Here is a 2926-nt window from a genome sequence, read left to right on the forward strand (position 1 = left end):
ACCGTGGTCAACGTGGCCGATAGTGCCGACGTTAACGTGAGGTAGGGAACGATCAAACTTTTCCTTAGCCATCGATACAATCCTCCGCAGAAGAAATAGTCTTGCGCTGATAAAACAAAGGCAGATATTTTCATATCTGCCTTGTTTATATGGAGCTCTTGAGCGGACTTGAACCGCTGACCTCACCCTTACCAAGGGTGTGCTCTACCAACTGAGCTACAAGAGCGAAACACATTGTGCAAAATCCGGCAAACTTGGAGCGGGTAGCGGGAATCGAACCCGCATCATCAGCTTGGAAGGCTGAGGTTCTACCACTAAACTATACCCGCGGAGCTTGCGGCTCTCGCTAAAACTGGTGGAGGGAGAAGGATTCGAACCTTCGAAGCTCTCGCAACGGATTTACAGTCCGTCCCCTTTGACCGCTCGGGAATCCCTCCAGATGTGGCCGGCATTCTATTTGTCTGCCGTCCTAGTGTCAAGCTTTTTTTCAAATTTTTTCAATCAAATCTGAAACTTAGCTGCTTTGACACTGCTTCCAGTTCTGCCACCTAAGTGGTGTTCCCTGTGAAGCGGGCGCCATTCTATCAAGCTATTCGCCAGTTGCAATACCCTGGCAGAAAATAATTTTATGTTTTAAGTCTTTGAAATCATTGGAAAGAGAGCCGAGGACGGTTTGGTCCAGTAAACGCTCGCTTTGCGGGGCGATTTTCAGCCATACACCGTCGGCGCCAGGCAGCTGGCCTGCAACCGGCGAAGCGCTGATATCCAGGCTCAACAGACGCTGACGCAGGGCATCAAGCTGCTCACGCCCTGCGAAGCCGCCCACCACCAGACATTCATCACGGCGACGGGCCGGCTCGGCCCCACCTGTTTCGCGCAACAGGCGGATTTCCTGCTGGCTTCCTTTATAGAGTGACAGCGGGGCGACATCCTTGGCCTTCAGCGGGGCTTCCTGTTGGTACCAGATGTAATAGAAGACATTGAGCACCAGCAACAGCAGAAACAACCAACGCATAAGCACCTCAGTCCAGTGGGCAGGCCATTGCCAGGCCAACGAATACCAGGTCGGGAACCACGCGTGCCTGTGGTACGGCATCACGCACCAAGGGCGCATCGCCCCCGGTAAGGAACACGGCGAAATCTTCTCCCCACAGCGCACGCGCCTGCTCAAGCTGAGCACAAGCAAAACCTTGCAACATCAGTACACAGCCTCGCTCCACGGCTTCAACGGTGGAGCGCCCGGGAGCGAGACTGGCCAATGCCCGCTCGGCCGAAGCATCGTCATAGCGGATACGCCGGGTATGTGTGCGCAACTGGCTACGCATCAGCGGCATGCCGGGGCAAATGTAACCGCCCAGGTGCTCGCCATCGGCAGCAATGAAGTCGGCCTTGGCGGCCGTACCCAAGTCGATCACCAGGCAAGCACCCTTGGACAGGTGGAACGCCCCCAAGGCAGCCAACCAACGATCCATCCCCAGGCGCTGGTAATCTTCGTAGCCATTGCGCACCCCAGCCATTGCCTGCGCTGGCTGCGCAACCTGGGCGGCAACACCGAAGGCCTGGGCAATCAATGCACAGAGCGCTGACGTCTCTTCTTCGCTGCGCACGCTGACGATGCGGCAAGCGGACAACCGCACCGACGTCAAGGCACTCACCTGAGCGAGCAGCGCCTGGTCCGAATCGACAATGCCGCCGCCCACGATGGTGGCGTCGGCAGTGTGAATCACCCGCCACTTGATGAAGCTGTTACCGCAATCGAGCTCAAGAATCATCACGCAACCTCAAACTGAGCTCTCCGCCACTGAAGCTCTTTTCAACACCTTCGACTTCAAGACGCAAGCCGCCCTGCCCGTCTACACCCAGCACCACACCATCGATGCGCGTGCTGCCGGCGATAAGCGATACGTTACACCCCTGCCAGAGATGCGCCTGCTCCCATTCTTCCTGGAAAGCGGCAAAACCATAACGGCGATGGCGTGTCAGTTCGTGCTGCAGTTGCTGGCTGAGCATCGCGACAAGGCGATTGCGATCAATTGCCGCACCGGTTTCACGTCGCATCGAGGTCCACGCCTGGTCGACATGCTCGTTGGCCTGCATATTCACATTGATGCCCACCCCTAGCACGACATGGCAGACGTCAGCCGGATCCCCGACCAGCTCAAGGAGGATGCCAGTTACCTTGCGCCCGCGTACAAGCACATCGTTTGGCCACTTCAGTCCTACATCCTTTACGCCGAAAGACTGCAGTGTGCGCATAACCGCCAAGCCCACCACCAGGCTCAAGCCTTCTAGCTGACGCATGCCACCGTCGATTCGCAATACCAGGCTGTAGTAAAGGTTTTCGCCGAAAGGGCTCACCCACTGCCGGCCGCGGCGCCCGCGCCCGGCGCTTTGGCGCTCGGCCAGCACCAGGAAAGGCGCCACCTGACCAAGGCCAGCAAGCCTCAGGCCTTCCGCATTGGTCGAATCAATGCTTTCGTGGATAAAAACGGGCCACTGCTCGCCCTCGGCGAACTCGGCGATAGCCTGCGCATCGAGCAAAGCCAGGGGAGCCGCGAGCTGGTAACCGCGCCCGCGAACCTTGTGAATGGTGAGGTTCAGCTCACTCTCCAGGTGCTGCAGCTGCTTCCAGACAGCGCTGCGACTTACACCGAGGGCTGCCCCCAAGGCTTCACCGGAATGGAACCGGCCATCCTTGAGGAGATTCAACAACTTCAGCATGCCAGTCTCGACTTGGAATAAGGCTGGCATGATAGCTATGGGTAGTGGGCTTGCATAGGAAAAGGGCATCCCGGAAAGGCTCCGGATGGCCTGATTTAATACGCAGAAAAGACAAAACCCCTACCTGCTTGCGCAGATAGGGGTTTTGCGAAATGAATCTTGACGATGACCTACTCTCACATGGGGAAACCCCACACTACCATCG

At 57.2% G+C, this 2926-nt stretch carries 3 protein-coding genes, 3 tRNA genes and 1 pseudogene; all 7 read right to left on the bottom strand.

Annotation, left to right across the window (positions count from 1 at the left end):
* Positions 1 to 72: pseudogene (locus PMI38_RS27365) on the bottom strand (GTP-binding protein); the annotation flags it as partial.
* A gap of 78 nt (positions 73 to 150) precedes the next feature.
* Positions 151 to 226 (bottom strand) — tRNA-Thr (locus tag PMI38_RS25950).
* A 29-nt stretch (positions 227 to 255) separates the two neighbouring features.
* A tRNA-Gly gene (locus tag PMI38_RS25955) sits at positions 256 to 329 on the bottom strand.
* Between the two features lie 24 nt (positions 330 to 353).
* Positions 354 to 437: transfer RNA gene (locus tag PMI38_RS25960), tRNA-Tyr, on the bottom strand.
* Between the two features lie 152 nt (positions 438 to 589).
* Positions 590 to 1015, bottom strand: a complete 426-nt coding sequence (locus tag PMI38_RS25965; protein ID WP_008101101.1) for a hypothetical protein — start codon at positions 1013 to 1015, stop codon at positions 590 to 592.
* A 7-nt stretch (positions 1016 to 1022) separates the two neighbouring features.
* On the bottom strand, positions 1023 to 1772 hold the full coding sequence (locus PMI38_RS25970; protein ID WP_008101104.1) for a pantothenate kinase: 750 nt from the start codon (positions 1770 to 1772) through the stop codon (positions 1023 to 1025).
* Positions 1762 to 2721: a bifunctional biotin--[acetyl-CoA-carboxylase] ligase/biotin operon repressor BirA gene (gene birA, locus PMI38_RS25975; protein ID WP_043274125.1), complete on the bottom strand. Its 960-nt coding sequence runs from the start codon at positions 2719 to 2721 to the stop codon at positions 1762 to 1764. Before birA ends, PMI38_RS25970 begins: the two co-directional genes overlap by 11 nt.
* Positions 2722 to 2926: the final 205 nt, after the last annotated feature.

The organism is Pseudomonas sp. GM84, assembly GCF_000282535.1.
GTDB lineage: Bacteria > Pseudomonadota > Gammaproteobacteria > Pseudomonadales > Pseudomonadaceae > Aquipseudomonas.

Excerpts from the sequence above, each read along its gene's own strand:
- PMI38_RS25965 (WP_008101101.1), bottom strand. The coding sequence starts at position 1,015 with ATGCGTTGGTTGTTTCTGCTGTTGCTGGTGCTCAATGTCTTCTATTAC.
- PMI38_RS25970 (WP_008101104.1), bottom strand. The coding sequence starts at position 1,772 with ATGATTCTTGAGCTCGATTGCGGTAACAGCTTCATCAAGTGGCGGGTG.
- birA (WP_043274125.1), bottom strand. The coding sequence starts at position 2,721 with ATGCTGAAGTTGTTGAATCTCCTCAAGGATGGCCGGTTCCATTCCGGT.